Origin of the sequence: Streptomyces sp. NBC_01092, from assembly GCF_045039535.1 — a bacterium.
Taxonomy (GTDB): Bacteria; Actinomycetota; Actinomycetes; order Streptomycetales; family Streptomycetaceae; genus Streptomyces.
In genome coordinates, this window is the sequence record NZ_CP108659.1 from 2,772,776 (window position 1) to 2,788,946 (window position 16,171).

Annotated in this window: 12 protein-coding genes; all 12 read right to left on the reverse strand. The window is 69.8% G+C overall.

Translation table 11 applies throughout. The annotated features are described in order from the left end of the window. Nucleotides 1–56 precede the first annotated feature (56 nt). Nucleotides 57–1,733, reverse strand: a complete 1,677-nt coding sequence (gene pgi, locus OG254_RS12295) for a glucose-6-phosphate isomerase (RefSeq protein ID WP_405580590.1) — start codon at nt 1,731–1,733, stop codon at nt 57–59. A 52-nt stretch (nt 1,734–1,785) separates the two neighbouring features. Then, complete coding sequence (locus OG254_RS12300; RefSeq protein WP_405580593.1) at nt 1,786–3,054, reverse strand: MFS transporter; 1,269 nt, start codon at nt 3,052–3,054, stop codon at nt 1,786–1,788. 146 nt (nt 3,055–3,200) lie between these two features. After that, nucleotides 3,201–3,536, reverse strand: coding sequence for an RNA polymerase-binding protein RbpA (locus OG254_RS12305; RefSeq protein ID WP_003976875.1), 336 nt, complete (start codon nt 3,534–3,536; stop codon nt 3,201–3,203). Between the two features lie 200 nt (nt 3,537–3,736). Next, on the reverse strand, nt 3,737–3,967 hold the full coding sequence (secG, locus tag OG254_RS12310) for a preprotein translocase subunit SecG (RefSeq protein ID WP_351193706.1): 231 nt from the start codon (nt 3,965–3,967) through the stop codon (nt 3,737–3,739). A gap of 102 nt (nt 3,968–4,069) precedes the next feature. Further along, nucleotides 4,070–4,846 carry a triose-phosphate isomerase gene (tpiA, locus tag OG254_RS12315; RefSeq protein ID WP_405580596.1) on the reverse strand — a complete coding sequence of 259 codons (777 nt, stop codon included), beginning with the start codon at nt 4,844–4,846 and terminating at the stop codon, nt 4,070–4,072. Nucleotides 4,847–4,851: 5 nt separating this feature from the next. Next, a complete protein-coding gene (locus tag OG254_RS12320; protein ID WP_405580598.1) occupies nt 4,852–6,063 on the reverse strand; it encodes a phosphoglycerate kinase in 1,212 nt (403 codons plus the stop codon). 143 nt (nt 6,064–6,206) lie between these two features. Continuing rightward, the gene (gene gap / locus OG254_RS12325) at nt 6,207–7,217 is read right to left on the reverse strand and encodes a type I glyceraldehyde-3-phosphate dehydrogenase (protein ID WP_351193249.1); all 1,011 of its coding nucleotides are present in this window, start codon (nt 7,215–7,217) and stop codon (nt 6,207–6,209) included. 229 nt (nt 7,218–7,446) lie between these two features. Further along, a complete protein-coding gene (locus tag OG254_RS12330; RefSeq protein ID WP_405580602.1) occupies nt 7,447–10,401 on the reverse strand; it encodes a M14 family zinc carboxypeptidase in 2,955 nt (984 codons plus the stop codon). Between the two features lie 151 nt (nt 10,402–10,552). After that, a complete protein-coding gene (whiA, locus tag OG254_RS12335) occupies nt 10,553–11,542 on the reverse strand; it encodes a DNA-binding protein WhiA (RefSeq protein WP_190070616.1) in 990 nt (329 codons plus the stop codon). Then, complete coding sequence (yvcK, locus tag OG254_RS12340) at nt 11,533–12,600, reverse strand: uridine diphosphate-N-acetylglucosamine-binding protein YvcK (RefSeq protein WP_351193252.1); 1,068 nt, start codon at nt 12,598–12,600, stop codon at nt 11,533–11,535. Before yvcK ends, whiA begins: the two co-directional genes overlap by 10 nt. After that, nucleotides 12,597–13,610, reverse strand: a complete 1,014-nt coding sequence (gene rapZ, locus OG254_RS12345) for an RNase adapter RapZ (protein WP_405580607.1) — start codon at nt 13,608–13,610, stop codon at nt 12,597–12,599. Before rapZ ends, yvcK begins: the two co-directional genes overlap by 4 nt. Beyond that, complete coding sequence (uvrC, locus tag OG254_RS12350; RefSeq protein WP_405580610.1) at nt 13,607–15,703, reverse strand: excinuclease ABC subunit UvrC; 2,097 nt, start codon at nt 15,701–15,703, stop codon at nt 13,607–13,609. Before uvrC ends, rapZ begins: the two co-directional genes overlap by 4 nt. Nucleotides 15,704–16,171: the final 468 nt, after the last annotated feature.

Here is a 16,171-nt window from a genome sequence, read left to right on the forward strand (position 1 = left end):
GGATTCTACGGGAAGCGGACGGCCACGCGCCGCCCGCTTTCCGCATCAGCTCGTCACTACCGGCCGCGCAGCTCGCGGTACTTGGCGACGAGCGCCTTCGTCGACGCGTCCAGCCCCGGCACCGAGCCCGCCGCGGCAGCGGCTGATGTAAACGTCTCGGTCAGCGCGGGCTCGACCCGCTTGGCGAGGACCTTGCCGAGCTCCACTCCCCACTGGTCGAAGGAGTCGATGTTCCACACCGCGCCCTGCACGAACACCTTGTGCTCGTACAGCGCGATCAACTGGCCCAGCACGGACGGCGTCAGCTCGCGCGCGAGGATCGTGGTCGTCGGGTGGTCGCCCTTGAACGTCTTGTGGGTCACCAGCTCCTCCGGCACCCCCTCGGCACGGACCTCCTCCGGCGTCTTGCCGAACGCCAGCGCCTGCGTCTGCGCGAAGAAGTTCGCCATCAACAGGTCGTGCTGCGCCTTGAGTTCGTCGCTCATCTCGGCGACCGGCTCGGCGAAGCCGATGAAGTCCGCCGGGATCAGCTTGGTGCCCTGGTGGATCAGCTGGTAGTACGCGTGCTGCCCGTTGGTGCCCGGCGTGCCCCACACCACCGGCCCGGTCTGCCAGTCGACCTCGCGCCCGTCCCGGCCGACGTACTTGCCGTTGGACTCCATGTCCAGCTGCTGGAGATACGCGGTGAACTTGGACAGGTAGTGGCTGTACGGCAGCACCGCGTGCGACTGGGCGTCGTGGAAGTTGCCGTACCAGATGCCCAGCAGGCCGAGCAGCAGCGGCACGTTGGCCTCGGCGGGCGCGGTGCGGAAGTGCTCGTCGACCGTCCGGAAACCGTCGAGCATCTCCCGGAAGCGGTCCGGGCCGATGGCGATCATCAGCGACAGGCCGATCGCCGAGTCGCAGGAGTAGCGTCCGCCGACCCAGTCCCAGAACTCGAACATGTTGACCGGGTCGATGCCGAAGTCCGTCACCTTCTCGGCGTTCGTCGACAAAGCGACGAAGTGCTTGGCGACGGCCTCCGGCCCGGCCTTCAGCTCGCCCAGCAGCCAGTTGCGCGCGGACGTGGCGTTGGTGATCGTCTCGATCGTGGTGAACGTCTTCGACGCGATGACGAACAACGTCTCGGCCGCGTCCAGGTCGCGGGTGGCCTCGTGAAGGTCGGCCCCGTCGACGTTCGACACGAAGCGGACGGTGAGGTCGCGGTCGGTGAAGCTGCGCAGCACCTCGTACGCCATCGCCGGGCCGAGGTCGGAGCCGCCGATGCCGACGTTGACCACGGTCTTGATCCGCTTGCCGGTGTGGCCGGTCCAGGCGCCGGAGCGGACCCGCTCGGCGAAGTCGGCCATCTTGTCGAGAACGGCGTGCACCCCGGGGACGACGTTCTCCCCGTCGACCTCGATCACCGCCTCGCGCGGGGCCCGCAGCGCGGTGTGCAGGACGGCGCGGTCCTCGGTGGTGTTGATCTTCTCGCCGCGGAACATGGCGTCCCGCAGCCCGAACACGTCCGTCGCGGCGGCCAGCTCGCGCAGCAGCCGCAGCGTCTCGTCGGTGACCAGGTGCTTGGAGTAGTCGATGTGCAGGTCGCCGACCTGGAGGGTGTAGCCCGAGCCGCGCCCCGGCTCGGCGGCGAACAGCTCCCGCAGCCGCACTTCGCCGAGCTCCTCGCGGTGCTTGGCCAGCGCGGTCCACTCGGGCGTCTGGTTGAGCCTGGTACGGCCGTCTGCGTTCATGTCCGACTTCAGCCTTCTTTCGTGCCTGTCCCAGCTGTTCCAACCTAATTGATCAGCGCGGGACGCGAGCTGTCCTGTCGTCGTCGTCCGGCGCAACAACAGGTACGTCCGTCTTGCCCGCGGGTATCAGCGCGGCGAGGGCCAGCACGAAAAAGGCCGCTGTGAGCAAGGGCGGGGTGTTCAGGCCCCAGGCGGTGGCGACGCCGCCGCCTAGCAGGGCGCCGAGCGGCACCCCGGCGAAGGCCAGGGTCCGGAAGGCCGAGGCGACCCGGCCCAGCAGCTCGACGGGGCTGCGCTGCTGCATGAGCGTCGTCGTGTTGACGTTCCACACCATGCCCATGAAGCCGAAGACGACCAGCGCCGCCACCAGCACGGCCAGGCTGCGCACGGTGCCCATGACGATCAGCGCCCCGGTCTGCACGGCGCCCGCGATCAGCACGGCCCGCACCCGGCCCAGCCCCCGCACGATCCGGCCGTTCGCCACTCCCCCGGCCAGCCCGCCGACGGTGAACGCGGCACCCGCCGCCGCGTACCCCGCGGCGCCGGCGCCCAGCCACCCGGTCACCAGGACGACCAGGGTGGCGAGCTGGGCGCCCATGCCGATGTTGCACAGGGCGGTGGCGGCGCACAGGCCTCTCAGGGCCCGGTCGTGCCACAGGGTGCGCAGTCCTTGCGCGATCTCCCGGCGCAGGGTGCTGCCCGCCACGGCCGGCCCCCGCTCGGGCGCCCCGGTCCGCAGCGAGGCGACCAGCGCGGCGGCGACCAGGAAGGTCGCGGCGTCAGCGGCGAAGGGGGCGGCGCCCCCCGCGGCCAGCAGCACCGGCACGATCGGGCCGCCCACCAGTCCGCCCGCGATGCGCTGCCCGGTCATCAGCCGGGCGTTCGCGCTGCCGAGCGCGTCACGGCCCACCAGGGCGGGAAGCAGGGCCGTGGCGGCGTTGTCGAACAGGGTCTGGAGCGCGGTCAGGGTGAAGGCGAGCGCGATGAGCAGGCCGATCGAGGCGTGCCCCAGCGCCACGACCACGGCAAACGCGCCGACCAGCAGTGCCCGTAACGCGTCCACCGTCCACATGGCGCGCCGCTGGTCCACCCGGTCGGCGACGGCGCCGCCGAGCAGCCCGAAGATGATCCACGGCAGATAGCCGCAGGCGGTGACCGTGGCGATCAGCAGCGGCCGGTCCGTCAGCGTCACGGCGAGGAGCGGCAGGGCAGCCGTACGCAGGGAGTCTCCGAAGCTGGAGAGCACGGCGGCGCTCCACAGCCGTCCGAATCCACCGCGCCATGCCGGGGCACGCCCGCCCACCGTCTCAGCCGTCGCCACGGCTCCCCCTCCCGGTCCGTCGATACGAAAGATCGATACAAGAACCGTAGAGGGCGCCACTGACAATCGGCCCCGGAGCGGGATCCGGGCAGCGCGTCGGACAGGTCCGGCCGAGCGCCCATGGGCACCCGGCCGGTCCTCAATTCCTAGATCTCGCCCCGCAGTTTGGCGAGCGCCTCGGCGAGGATCGCCTCGCCGTCCGCGTCACTGCGCCGCTCCCGTACATACGCGAGGTGCGTCTTGTAGGGCTCGGTGCGCGGCGGGTCCGGCGGGTTGTCCCGGTCCTGTCCGGCGGGAAAGCCGCAGCGCGGGCAGTCCCAGGTTTCGGGAACCTGCGCGTCGCTGGCGAAGCTGGGCTGCGTTTCGTGCCCGTTGGAGCACCAGAAGGAGATGCGCAGCCGGGGCGCGGACTCGCCCCGCTCGGCCTCGCCCATCGGCCCCGCCCCGACCCGGCTTCCTCGGATCGCGTTGCCACTTGCCACGGTCGTAACTCCCTGCGTGATGGTGCCGCAAAGCGAGTCGGCGTTTCGCTTCGCTGCGAGCGCCTCAGTCTACGTAAGGCCCAACGCGCGTCCAGTGATTGGAGTTACATAGCCCCACACCAAGACGCAAGCCCCATGATAGGCCGCGCTCAGCTGCGCGTACCGAACATGGGGCCTTACGTATGGATTGTGCGTGCCGGTCAGTTGTTGACCTTCATCAGGATGCCGAGCACGACAATGCACGCGAACCACAGCAAACCGACCACGATGGTGATCCGGTCGAGGTTGCGCTCGGCGACCGAGGAGCCGCCGACGGACGACTGCATGCCGCCACCGAACATGTCGGAGAGACCGCCGCCCTTGCCCTTGTGCATCAGCACCAGCAGCATCATCAGCCCGCTGAAGACGAGCAGGGCGATCGAGAACCCCATAACCACGGCTGGACCAACTTCCTCGGATCTGGATGGACGACAGGGGCACAGCCACAGGGCTGTGCCCCCGCAAGGGTACGACGTTCCGCGCTTAGCGCATACTCACTGGTCGCGGAACCGTACGATCTTGACGAACTCGTCGGCGTCCAGCGAGGCGCCGCCGACCAGGGCGCCGTCGATGTCGGCCTGCGCCATGATCTCGGCGACGTTGCCCGACTTCACGGAGCCGCCGTACTGGATGCGCACCTTGTCGGCCAGCTCCTGCGAGTACAGCTCGGCGACCTTGCCACGGATCGCGGCACAGACCTCCTGGGCGTCCTCGGCGCCGCAGACCTTGCCGGTGCCGATGGCCCACACGGGCTCGTAGGCGATCACGACGGTCTCGGCCTGCTCGGCCGGGAGGTCCTTCAGACCGCCCTCGACCTGGGTGAGGGTGTGGGTGACGTGGTTGCCCGCCTCGCGGACCTCCAGCTCCTCACCGACGCACATGATCGGGGTGAGGCCGTGCTTGTAGGCGGCCTTGACCTTGGCGCCCACGATCTCGTCGGTCTCCGCGTGGTACTGGCGGCGCTCGGAGTGGCCGATCGCCACGTACGTGCACTTCAGCTTGGCCAGCATCGGGCCGGAGATCTCGCCGGTGTAGGCACCGGAGTCGTGCGCCGAGATGTCCTGGGCGCCGTACTTGATCTTCAGCTTGTCGCCGTCGACCAGGGTCTGCACGGAGCGCAGGTCGGTGAAGGGCGGCAGGACGGCGACCTCGACGGCGTCGTAGTCCTTGTCGGCCAGGGCGAAGGCGAGCTTCTGGACGTGCGCGATGGCCTCGAGGTGGTTGAGGTTCATCTTCCAGTTGCCCGCCATCAGCGGCGTGCGCGTGCTCATTAAGGTCAGTCCTCCAGTGCGGCGAGGCCGGGGAGCGTCTTGCCCTCGAGGTATTCGAGGGAGGCGCCGCCACCGGTCGAGATGTGGCCGAATGCCGTCTCGTCGAAGCCCAGGGTGCGGACGGCCGCGGCGGAGTCGCCACCGCCGACCACGGTGAAGCCCTTGGACTCGACGAGGGCCTGGGCGACCGCCTTGGTGCCCTCGGCGTAGTCGGGGTGCTCGAAGACGCCCATGGGGCCGTTCCAGAAGACGGTGCCGGCGTCGGCGAGCTTCGAGGCGTACAGCTTGCGGGTCTCCGGACCGATGTCCAGGCCCTCCTGGTCGGCGGGGATGGCGTCCGCGGCGACGGTCGTGGGGTTGGCCGGGGCCTTGGTCTTCAGGTCCGGGAACTCGCCGGCGACCAGGACGTCGACCGGCAGGACGATTTCGACGCCGTTCTTCTCGGCGCGCTCCATGTACTCGGTGACGGCCGGGATCTGGTCCGCCTGGAGGAGGGAGATGCCGACCTCGTAGCCCTTGGCCTTGAGGAAGGTGTACGCCATGCCGCCGCCGATGAGCAGCCGGTCGGCCTTGGCGAGCAGCTGGTCGATGACGGCGAGCTTGTCGGAGACCTTGGCGCCGCCGAGAGCGACGACGTACGGCCGCTTGACGTCCTCGGTGAGCTTCTTCAGGACGGCGACCTCGTTCGCGATGAGGTAGCCGGCGTAGTGCGGCAGCTTGGCCGGGAGGTCGTACACGGACGCGTGCTTGCGGTGCACCGCACCGAAGCCGTCACCGACGTAGACGTCGGCGAGGGCGGCCAGCTGGTCGGCGAAGGCGGCGCGTTCGGCGTCGTCCTTGCTCGTCTCGCCTGCGTTGAAGCGGAGGTTCTCGATGACCGCGACCTGGCCGTCGGAGAGGCCGGCGACGACGGCCTGGGCGGACTCGCCGACCGTGTCGGTCGCGAACGCCACCTCGGCGCCGAGGAGTTCACCGAGGCGCGCGGCGGCGGAGGCCAGGGAGAAGGCGGGGTCCGGGGCGCCCTTGGGGCGGCCCAGGTGCGAGGCGACGACCACGCGTGCGCCCGCCTCGGCCAGGGCCTTGACGGTGGGCAGCACGGCGCGGATGCGGCCGTCGTCGGTGATGGTGGTGCCGTCCAGCGGCACGTTCAGGTCGGCGCGGACGAAGACCCGCCGGCCCGCGACTCCTTCGGCGAGGAGTTCGTCGATCGTCTTCATGGAAGGGGACTCCCGAGGAGGGTTCGTGATGCTCGGATCGCCAGTGATCCTAAGAGGGCTGGTCTGCACGTGAGTCAGGGCCCGGGCGGCGCGTCCCTGCGCCGCCCGAGCCCTGCCCTCACATCAAGGTGCTGCTCTGCCGATCAGAGCTGGTTGCCGACGAAGACCGTCAGGTCGACGAGGCGGTTGGAGTAGCCCCACTCGTTGTCGTACCAGCCGAGGATCTTCACCGAGTTGCCCTCCTGGACCATGGTCAGGGAGGAGTCGAAGGTGCAGGAGGCCGGGTCGCTGACGATGTCCGAGGAGACGATCGGGTCCTCGGTGTACGACAGGTAGCCCGCCAGGTCGCCGTCCTCGGAGGCCTTCTTGAACGCGGCGTTGACCTCGTCCTTGGTGACCTCGCGCTGGAGCGTCACGACCAGGTCGGTGGCCGAGCCGGTCGGGACCGGAACGCGCATCGCGATGCCGTCGAGCTTGCCCTTGAGCTGCGGGAGGACCAGGGCGGTGGCCTTCGCGGCGCCCGTCGTGGTCGGGATGATGTTCTCGGCGGCGGCGCGGGCGCGACGCAGGTCCGAGTGCGGGAAGTCCAGGATGCGCTGGTCGTTCGTGTACGCGTGGACCGTCGTCATCAGACCCTTGACGATGCCGAAGTTCTCGTCCAGAACCTTGGCCATCGGCGCCACACAGTTGGTGGTGCAGGAGGCGTTGGAGATGACGTGGTGGTTCGCCGGGTCGTACTTGTCCTGGTTGACGCCCATCACGATGGTGATGTCCTCGTCCTTGGCCGGAGCCGAGATGAGGACCTTCTTGGCGCCGCCGGCGATGTGCTTGGCGGCGTCGGCCTTCTTCGTGAAGATGCCGGTGGACTCGATGACGATGTCGACGCCCAGCTCGCCCCACGGGATGTCGGCGGGGTTGCGCTCGGAGAGGACCTTGATGGTGTGGCCGTCGACCGTGATGGTGTCGGCGGTGTGGGTGACCTCGTGCTTGAGGCGGCCCAGAATCGTGTCGTACTTCAGCAGGTGAGCGGTGGTCGCGGTGTCACCCAGGTCGTTGACAGCCACGATCTCGATGTCTGCACCCTGCTCCAGCAGCGCGCGGAAGTAGTTGCGACCGATACGACCGAAGCCGTTGATGCCTACGCGGATCGTCACGAACCGATCTCCTCGTTGGTACGCCGGCCATGCGGTGCCGGCGAGCTCTATTTGGGATGTCCCCGACCGCCTACGACCCTACCTCCCTGAAGCCTCCGTGGTGACATCCAGATGCCTCATACACGGCGAGGCGGTCCGTACCCGCCAGTAGGGGTACGGACCGCCCCGCCCGCAAGCCCGGATCACTCGATTCGGTCACCGTGCGTTGTGCGGAGTTGACCTCGGCGTGTCACTCGTCAAGTGAGTCGAGGGCCTTTCCGATGAGCGCCGTACGGTCGGCCGCCGCGGCGACGTGTTCCAGGCCGAAGCCCAGCAACACCGTGTCGTCCGTGGTGATCGCGCCGTACGTCTGGAACAGCGCTCCGGTGCGCGCCCAGTCCTTGAGCACGGCCGGGCTGCCCGCGGGCGGTCCGGTCACGCTCCAGGCGCCGAGCGACGTCTCGAAGCCCTCGGTCTCGGTGGCCGCGCCGCCGACGACGAGCGAGGCCTGGTCGGCGAGGACGCCGCGACCGCCGAAGCCCGGGTCGGAGACATAGCTGATGGAGACCTCGACGGACTTGCCGGCGTAGGCGCTCAGGTCGAACTCGACCTGCTTCCAGCCTGCGGAGGCGCCGGTGAGGGCGTTCCACTGGCCGCTGGTGCCGGACGCGGTGCAGCCGGCGGCCGACTGCGTCAGGTAGTGCCCCAGCCAGGGGTGCTCGGCCATGTAGAAGCCGGCCTCGCACTCCGCCGGCACGGTGTTGCTGCTCGCGCCACCCTTCTCGGGGAGTGTCGTCCAGTCCTCGGCCCCGGTGGTGTGGGCCTCGATCAGGACATTGTCGTAGCCGGGCTCGACGTCCCACAGCAACTGGCTGCGCAATGTGGGCTGCTGCGCCGCGGTCACACCGGTCAGGTCGAGGGTCCTGGTGAGCCGCTTGTAGGCGTCGTCGGTGTGCACGGCGGCCGCCATCCATGAACCCGCGTAGGGACCGAACGGGTTGACCGTCCCGGCGAACTGGCCCGCGCCCGCGCTGGCGAACTGCGGATAGGTGCCGACGGACAGCTGGTCCGAGGTGACGCTGTAACTCCCCGCCTTGTCCAGCGGGTTGCCGGTGGCGTCGCCGAGTGCTCCGGTGAAGCCGCCGAGCTTGCCGGAGCCGGTGAAGCCGGTGGCGCCGGGGAGCGACGTACGGGTGTAGGCGCCCAGGTAGTACTGGCTGAAGTCGTTCGACAGGGTGCCCCCGCCGAGGTCGACGTTGCCACCGGCCTGCTCGCCCGCCTCCATCAGCTTGCCGCCCTCGTTGAGGAAGGCGCGCAGCTGGAGCTGGGTGGCGTTGCCCGGGACGTTCGCGCCGGTGTAGTGGACGACGGTGTCGAAGTGGCTCAGCACGCCGAGCGCGTCGGGCGCGCCCTGCGTGGCGACGTCCCAGACGATCGCCCTGTGGCCGTTGGCCTGGAGCGCGTCGACGTACTTCTGTGCGTGGGCGGCGGTGGCGCCTTCCTCGGCGACCACGAGCACGTCCGCACGCGGCCGCTCGGCCACGGTGTACGTGAAGTGCTCGCTGGAGACCTTCTTCCCGCTCCTGGTCTCGCCTGTGAACCACACCTCGACCTTGTCGCCCCGGCCGCCGTCGCGGACCTTGGCGCGGTACTGGTCGAAGTAGAGGTTGTCCTCACCGCCGTACGTCTCGCCGCCCTTCCATGCCCTGAGATCCACGTCGTGCGTACGGCCGCCGTTGACGCGGTACTTGAGCTCCTTGTCGCGCACGGACTTGCGTACGACGACGGAGACCTCCTGGTCAGCGCCGCGGGAGTACGACGTGGTGAACGGCGCCGGGGTGAAGTCGGCGGCCTTCAGGCCGACCGAGGACGACGGCTGGTCGGGGTGCACGGCGGTCTCGGCGACGGAGAGCGCGAACGGGACGTTCTTGGCGAACTCCTGCTGGATCAGCTTCTCGTCGTCCGGGAAGTTGAAGCCCGACTGGCAGTCGGCCGCGTTCCACTGGTCGTTCGGGTCGATGTTCGACGCGGTCTGGCAGGTCGACATCTCGGGCGTGAACATCGCGATGCCGTTGACGTTCGAGGCGTGTCCGTCCGCCTCGCCGTTGGTGGTGTACAGCTCCGAGGAGACCTGCGGGTGGTAGCCGGGGATCGCGGGGTTGTCCGGCGTGCCGGCGAGGGCCTTGTAGGCGACGTCGTCCGGGGTGTCGGTGGCGACCTGCCATCCGACGCCGTAGAGGATGAGCTCGGCCGCGGAGTGGTAGTTGATGCCGTAGTTGAAGCCGATGCGCCGCTCGAAGGCGTCCAGCGCCTTGGTCTCGGGCTCTGAGGCGGGGGACGCGCCGCGGTAGGTCTCGCTGGTGGGGTTGGGCGACGAACCCTCGTCGTCGTAGCCCCACTTGTAGGTGAAGTTGCGGTTGAGGTCGACGCCGTCACCGGTGCTGATGGTGCCGTCGGCGTTGATGTCCCGCAGGTTCTTGCGCCACAGACGGGTGGTGGAGTCCTTGAAGGTGTAGTCGTAGCCGTCGGGGTTGGCCGAGAGGACGAACCACAGCTCCGTCGAGTCGACGATCTTCTTGACGCGCTTGTCCGTCTTGTAGTTGTCCAGGTAGTAGTGCATCAGGCGCCGGGTCATCTCCGGCGTGATCCACTCGCGCGCGTGCTGGTTGGAGAGGTACAGGGCGGAGGGCTTGGCGCCGTCCTTGGTCTTCTTGGCGTTCTTGGTGAGCTTGAGGGCCAGGATGTCCTGGCCGTTGATCGTCTTGCCGATGGAGACGACCTTGGTGAGGCCGGGGTTCTCCTGCCCGGTCCGGACGATCTCCTCCTTGAGCCCCCCACTGCCGCTGTACGGGCGGTACACGCCCTCGGCAGCCTTGTCCGTACGCGCCTCCGCCTTCGCGGAGAGGTCGTGCTCGGTGAGCTCGACGCCCTGTTTCTCCAGCTTCTCGGCCTGTTTGTCGGTGAGGTAGACCTCGACGGTGGCCGTGCCCTTCTCGGGCGCCTGCTCACTGAGTTCGTGGCCGTCCTGACCGGCCGCCAGCAGCAGGGGTATCTGCTTGTCGGTGACCTCGGCCCGGAAGACCTTCACTTCATTCGGGTCGGTATCTTGTGAACTTCCCGGTTGTGCCTGGGCGATCGGTGCAATGCTCGCTCCGCCTATCAGGAGCGCACCGGCAGCGAGGATCGATCTCGCTCTGGGTCTCATGAACCCCCCTAGCAGTGTTTCGCCACGGCGGCGAATGACTGCCAGGCTCATGCCACTTCACGCTTCCGTCAAGAGTGCCGCAAAAACCGACAAATACCGGCGCCGACGTCCCAAGTGGACGTCGGCACCGAGCTGTTGACGATCTCCTACGTCATCCCGCGAGGTTGTCCGCCAGCTCCTCGGAGAGATTGGCCTCCGTGCCCGGGATACCGAGGTCCTGGGCCCGCTTGTCGGCCATGGCCAGCAGCCGGCGGATACGGCCGGCTACGGCGTCCTTCGTGAGCGGCGGGTCGGCGAGCGCACCCAGCTCCTCCAGGGACGCCTGCTTGTGCTCCATGCGCAGGCGCCCGGCGGCCGCGAGGTGCTCGGGGACCTCCTCGCCGAGAATCTCCAGGGCGCGCTGGACGCGGGCACCGGCGGCGACGGCCGCGCGGGCCGAGCGGCGGAGGTTGGCGTCGTCGAAGTTGGCGAGACGGTTCGCCGTGGCCCGGACCTCGCGGCGCATCCGGCGCTCCTCCCAGGCGAGCACGGACTCGTGCGCGCCGAGGCGGGTGAGCAGGGCGCCGATGGCGTCGCCGTCACGGACGACCACACGGTCGACCCCGCGCACCTCGCGGGCCTTCGCGGCGATCGACAGCCGGCGGGCGGCGCCCACCAGGGCGAGCGCGGCCTCGGGGCCCGGGCAGGTCACCTCGAGGGATGAGGAGCGGCCGGGCTCGGTGAGCGAGCCGTGTGCCAGGAAGGCGCCGCGCCAGGCGGCCTCGGCGTCACAGGTGGCCCCGGACACGACCTGCGGGGGCAGGCCACGGATCGGGCGGCCCCGCCCGTCGACCAGACCGGTCTGCCGGGCCAGCTGGTCACCGCCCGCGACCACCCGGACGACGTAACGCGAACCGCGGCGCAGCCCGCCCGGCGCCATCACGATCAGCTCGGAGCTGTGGCCGAAGATCTCCAGGATGTCCCGCTTGAGCCGACGGGCCGCCATCGCGGTGTCCAGCTCCGCCTCGATCACGATGCGCCCGCTCACCAGGTGGAGGCCGCCGGCGAACCGCAGAATGGCGGAGACCTCCGCCTTCCTGCAGCAGGTCCGGGTGACGGGGAGCCGGGAGATCTCATCCTTCACCGCTGCCGTCATCGCCATGGGCCGATCCTTCCATGCATCCGAAAAATACGGTCGTACGCGGCGGCGAGGAGCTCCGGGTCGTGCCGGGGCGTCCCGTCCGTCCGGGCCACCGGGGCCAGCTCGACCGCGGCACCGAGCCGCTTGGCGGCCTCGGTGAGCACTTCGCGGTCGGGCACGGCGGCCTCGTCGGCCAGCACCACGTCCAGGGCGAGTTTAGGGGCGTGTCGTCCCAAAACCTCCAAATGACGCTGCGGGGAGAAGCCCTCGGTTTCTCCGGGCTGCGGCGCGAGGTTCAGGGAGAGTACCCGGCGCGCCTTCGTCTCGGTGAGGGCGTCCAGGAGTTCCGGCACCAGCAGGTGCGGGATGACCGAGGAGAACCAGGACCCGGGGCCGAGCACCACCCAGTCCGCGTCCCGGACGGCGGCGACGGCCTCCGGGACGGCCGGCGGGTCGTGCGGCACGACGTGCACCGACTGCACCTCACCGGGGGTGAGGGCGACGTTGGCCTGCCCGCGGACGGTGTCGATGGCCTCGGGCCGGTCCGGGTCGTGGCCCTTGACCAGGGCCTGGAGCTCCAGGGGCACGGCGGACATGGGCAGCACCCGCCCGTGCGCGCCGAGCAGCTTGCCGACCAGGTCGAGGGCCTGGACGTGGTCGCCGAGCTGCTCCCACAGGGCGACGATCAGCAGATTGCCGACCGCGTGGTCGTGCAGGTCGCCCTGGGAGTGGAAGCGGTGCTGGATGACGCGGGCCCAGGTCTGGCCCCAGTCGTCGTCGCCGCACAGCGCGGCCAGCGCCTTGCGCAGGTCGCCGGGCGGCAGCACGCCCAGCTCGTCGCGCAGGCGCCCGCTGGAGCCGCCGTCGTCGGCCACGGTGACGACGGCGGTGAGGTCGCCGGTGATCCGGCGCAGCGCGGCCAGCGAGGCGGACAGGCCCATGCCGCCGCCGAGGGCGACGACCTTGGGCTGGGTGCCACGGCGGCGCGGCCGGGCGCCGCGGGCCTCGACCGGCCGGCTCGCCCGCGACTCGGGCATCGCGCGACGCAGCCGGCTCAGCCGCGGAGTACGTCCTGTCATTCCCGTCCCATGTCCCGGTGTACTACCACCGTCTCCACGCCCTGGGACGCGAGGCGGGCAGCGAGCTTTTCGGAGGTGGCGACCGAGCGGTGCTTGCCGCCCGTACAGCCGACCGCGATGGTCACGTACCGCTTGCCCTCTCGGCGGTATCCGGCCGCGATGAGCTGGAGCAGCTCGGCGTACTGGTCGAGGAACTCCTTCGCGCCGGGCTGGTTGAACACGAACGCCGCGACCTCCTCGTTGAGGCCGGTGAAGGGGCGCAGCTCCGGAACCCAGTGCGGATTGGGCAGGAAGCGCATGTCCACGACCAGGTCGGCGTCGACCGGGAGGCCGTACTTGAAGCCGAAGGACATGACCGTGGCCCGCAGCTCGGGCTCCTCCTCGCCGGCGAACTGGGCGTCCATCTTGGCCCGCAGCTCGTGCACGTTGAGGCTGGAGGTGTCGATCACCAGGTCGGCGTCGCCGCGCAGCTCGCGCAGCAGCTCACGCTCGGCGGCGATGCCGTCGACGATGCGGCCGTCGCCCTGGAGGGGGTGCGGGCGGCGCACCGACTCGAAGCGGCGCACCAGGGCGTCGTCGGAGGACTCCAGGAAGACGATCCGGCGGGTCACGCCGCGCGTGTCGAGGTCGGAGAGGGAGTCGCGGAGGTTGTCGAAGAAGCGCCGGCCTCGGACGTCGACGACCACCGCGATCCGCGCCACGTTGCCCTGGGAACGGGCACCGAGCTCCACCATGGTGGGGATCAGCGCGGGAGGGAGGTTGTCGACGACGAACCAGCCGAGGTCCTCCAGACATTTGGCCGCCGTCGAGCGGCCGGCTCCGGACATGCCGGAGATGATCACCAGCTCGGGGTTGGCCGGCTCGGGGACCGCTGTGTCGCTACCCGTACTCACCTGTGCTCCGTCGTCCTGGAGTGCGTCCTGCTGGGTGAGATCCTCGCCGGGTTCCTTGTGCGTTTCCTGGGCTTGCTGATCTCGCTCGCCTGTGGGTTGTGTGTGGTGCTCGCTCATCTCTCCTGCCCCCGTCGTTCGTCCGGGGCGCCCGCGGACACGGGCTCCCCCGAGGTCTCCGCCGTCGTTTCGGTTTCCTCGTCATCCATGATCTCTCCAGTCGCCGTGTTCACGGCGGGCGCGGCCGGGGCCGCCTGGGCGAATGTCGCGGCGATCGTCTCGGCCGTCTTGCGACCTATGCCGGGAACCTCGCAGATCTGGTCGATGGTCGCCGATCGCAGCTTCTTCACCGAGCCGAAGTGCTTGATCAGCGCCTGCTTGCGGGTCTCGCCGAGGCCGGGGACGTCGTCCAGTGGGCTCGACCGGAAGCGCTTGGCGCGCTTGCTGCGCTGGTAGGTGATCGCGAAGCGGTGGGCCTCGTCACGCACGCGTTGGAGAAGATACAGGCCTTCGCTGGTGCGGGGCAGCACGACCGGGTCGTCCTCGCCGGGCAGCCAGACCTCCTCCAGGCGCTTGGCGAGGCCGCAGACGGCGATGTCGTCGATACCGAGCTCGTCCAGGGCCCGCTGGGCGGCCGCGACCTGCGGCTGGCCACCGTCCACGACGACGAGCTGGGGCGGGTACGCGAAGCGCTTGGGTCGGCCTTCGTCGTCCTTGAGGCCGTTGGTGAGGGCATCGGGGGACGTGGTGGTGAGGGGGTCGGACGACGTGTCGGCGAGGCCGTTCTCACCGTCGGCCCACTCGCCCGTGCGCTCCTTCTCGGCGAGGTAGCGCTTGAAGCGGCGGGTGATCACCTCGTGCATGGAGCGGACGTCGTCCTGCCCCTCGAAACCCTTGATCTGGAAGCGGCGGTACTCGCTCTTACGGGCCAGGCCGTCCTCGAACACGACCATGGAGGCCACCACGTCGTCGCCCTGGAGGTGGGAGATGTCGTAGCACTCGACCCTGAGCGGGGCACTGTCCAGGTCGAGGGCGTCGGCGATCTCCTCCAGCGCGCGCGAGCGGGTGGTCAGGTCGGAGGCGCGCTTGGTCTTGTGCAGCACGAGCGCCTGCTGGGCGTTGCGCTCGACGGTCTCCATGAGGGCGCGCTTGTCGCCGCGCTGGGGAATGCGCAGCGAGACATTGGAGCCGCGGCGTCCCGACAGCCACTCCTGCACGGGCTCCAGCGGGTCGGGCAGGGCCGGGACCAGCACCTCCTTGGGCACCGCGTCCCCGGTCTCCTCGCCGTAGAGCTGCTGGAGGGCGTGCTCGACGAGGGCGCCGGTGGTGATCTCCTCGACCTTGTCGGTGACCCAGCCGCGCTGGCCGCGTACCCGTCCGCCGCGGACGTGGAAGATCTGCACGGCCGCCTCCAGCTCGTCCTCGGCGACGGCGATGAGGTCGGCGTCGGTCGCGTCGGCGAGCACGACCGCGTTCTTCTCCATGGCCTTCTTCAGGGCCTCGATGTCGTCACGCAGGCGGGCGGCCCGCTCGTACTCCATCTCATCGGCCGCCTCCACCATCTGCTGCTCAAGACGGCGCAGATAGGTGCCGGTGCGGCCGGTCATGAAGTCGCAGAACTCCTCCGCGAGTTCACGGTGGTCCTCCGCCGAGACGCGTCCCACGCAGGGGGCGGAGCACTTGCCGATGTAGCCGAGCAGGCAGGGGCGGCCGGTGCGGGAGGCGTTCTTGAACACGCCCGCCGAGCAGGTGCGGACCGGGAAGACGCGCAGGAGGAGGTCGACGGTGTCCCGGATCGCCCACGCGTGGGCGTACGGCCCGAAGTACCTGACGCCCTTCTTCTTGTGACCGCGCATCACCTGCACGCGCGGGTACTCCTCGTTCATCGTCACCGCGAGATAGGGGTAGCTCTTGTCGTCGCGGTACTTGACGTTGAACCGGGGGTCGTACTCCTTGATCCAGGAGTACTCGAGCTGAAGGGCCTCGACCTCTGTGGACACCACCGTCCACTCCACGGACGCCGCGGTGGTCACCATCGTGCGGGTGCGCGGGTGCAGGCCCGCCAGGTCCTGGAAGTAGTTCGCCAGGCGCTGGCGCAGGCTCTTCGCCTTTCCGACGTAGATCACCCGGCGGTGCTCGTCGCGGAATCTGTACACCCCGGGAGAGTCGGGGATCTGTCCCGGCTTGGGGCGGTAGCTGGAGGGGTCGGCCATGTCTCACACCCTACTGGCGCCCGGTGACAGTCCGGCGAGGCTGTGGATAACCCCCGCCACGTCGAGCGGGACTCCGGGGAGGTGAGAACGGCCGGCACACGGCGGTGGCCGTCGCTGTCGTCCGGCAGCCGGAGCTTGCCCGGGGTGGTGCGGACGTGCCTCTCGGCGGTGCCTTGAGTGATCCCCGGCGCCGGCCAGCGCCCGCGTTGGAGCGCCCCTCGGCCGTCGGGCACTCGGCCGTCGGGCTCTCGGCCACCGACCCTCGGTCATCCGGGCGAGGGCCTCCCGCTCGCGGGCCCTGGGGTGGGCGGGCACCTCGTCGGCATGTCGGCATGTCCATGCGCTGTCCGCTCGTGGACGACTGCACCCGGTTCGTGACGGCCACGGGCACCCCGCAGGAGCGCGACGGGGTGTGTCTGTCGCCGGCACCGCCTCGTCGGGAGCGCGGGGCTTCGGGCTGGTCTCCAC

Coding starts and splice junctions, on each gene's coding strand:
- pgi (WP_405580590.1), bottom strand. CDS start 1,733: ATGAACGCAGACGGCCGTACCAGGCTCAACCAGACGCCCGAGTGGACC.
- secG (WP_351193706.1), bottom strand. CDS start 3,967: ATGGGGTTCTCGATCGCCCTGCTCGTCTTCAGCGGGCTGATGATGCTG.
- tpiA (WP_405580596.1), bottom strand. CDS start 4,846: ATGAGCACGCGCACGCCGCTGATGGCGGGCAACTGGAAGATGAACCTC.
- OG254_RS12320 (WP_405580598.1), bottom strand. CDS start 6,063: ATGAAGACGATCGACGAACTCCTCGCCGAAGGAGTCGCGGGCCGGCGG.
- OG254_RS12330 (WP_405580602.1), bottom strand. CDS start 10,401: ATGAGACCCAGAGCGAGATCGATCCTCGCTGCCGGTGCGCTCCTGATA.
- whiA (WP_190070616.1), bottom strand. CDS start 11,542: ATGGCGATGACGGCAGCGGTGAAGGATGAGATCTCCCGGCTCCCCGTC.
- yvcK (WP_351193252.1), bottom strand. CDS start 12,600: ATGACAGGACGTACTCCGCGGCTGAGCCGGCTGCGTCGCGCGATGCCC.
- rapZ (WP_405580607.1), bottom strand. CDS start 13,610: ATGAGCGAGCACCACACACAACCCACAGGCGAGCGAGATCAGCAAGCC.
- uvrC (WP_405580610.1), bottom strand. CDS start 15,703: ATGGCCGACCCCTCCAGCTACCGCCCCAAGCCGGGACAGATCCCCGAC.